General features: G+C 29.6%; 2 protein-coding genes. Both read right to left on the bottom strand.

Annotated features, from left to right (window positions below; genetic code table 11):
• On the bottom strand, positions 1 to 864 hold an 864-nt coding region (locus tag AALI31_RS02645), incomplete at its 3' end, for a terminase large subunit domain-containing protein (protein WP_489884980.1).
• The coding region (locus AALI31_RS02640; protein ID WP_489884979.1) for a P27 family phage terminase small subunit at positions 861 to 1,072 on the bottom strand (212 nt) is incomplete at its 5' end. The genes AALI31_RS02645 and AALI31_RS02640, both read right to left, overlap by 4 nt.

The raw sequence follows: 1,072 nt of genomic DNA, 5'->3' as shown, positions 1-1,072 counted from the left end.
TAGTGGATTGGCTTTAATCCAGTTTTTCTCATCTTTTATATCGTCTTCTTTTTCAAGCTCGCAAATCAAGGAAAAATATTCGTCATTATGTATTGAACCAGATAATAGCATACCAGAGTATTCATACTCCTTGTGACATGGAGAATATAAATCAAATCCAGCAGTAGTTATTATAAGTGTTAATGGTTCAGTTCTTGCAATCATACCACCCTCTAAGACATTTAATATCTCATCTGTTTTATGGCAATGATACTCATCAATTATCGCAAGGCTAACATCCTTACCATCTCCAGTGTTTATAGCTCCAAGGGATAAAGGCTCAACAATAGATCCTGTTTTTTTGTTAGTAAGTTTATCTCTAATAGCATAGTAAGATCCATCTAAATATTTATTTGTCTTAATAAGTCTAGAAACTTCACGAAAGCATATTTCAGACTGTGATAATCCCCAACCTGTTATATATATCTCTTGTTGTTCCTTAACTACAAACAAAAAATAGCTTGCTATTATAGATATTAATTGTGTCTTACCATTTTTACGCCCTAATTGTATATAAGCCTTTTTGTACTTTCTATAGTTTGTAATTTTATCTTTAATGCACAATATATTAACTATAATAAATAACTGAAAATCCGTAAGTTCTATATTTTGTCCCTTAAGTACACCTTTAGAATATGTAAAATAACTTGCCCATAAATTAATGAGTCTTAACTCTTCTATATCTAAATAATAATTGCTATCCTCTCTTATGTCACTAAAGAATCTGGAACAGGCTTGTTTATGTTTTTTACAAGCGTTAATTTTACCGTTGAGTATCTTATTACAATACTTGATAACTCTATTTTTAAGTTCTGTGCTTGTCATAACTTAAATGCCCCATTGAAATTATGTATTTCGCTTTCTTTCTCATTGCTATGTACTGTTAATCTTAATCTTGATAATGGACTTAGACCAAATTCTTTTGATAGCTTGTTTAAAATCTCAAAATACTTATTCTTAATCTTTAATTTAGGATTTTCTACAACATTAGTAAATCCTTCTCTATTAGTGTATTCAATGGTTTCTCCTTCTT

This window comes from Anisomitus miae (SeqCode) (assembly GCF_054906395.1).
Note: the sequence above shows the minus strand (reverse complement) of the source record. Positions and strands in the feature narration are given on the sequence as shown.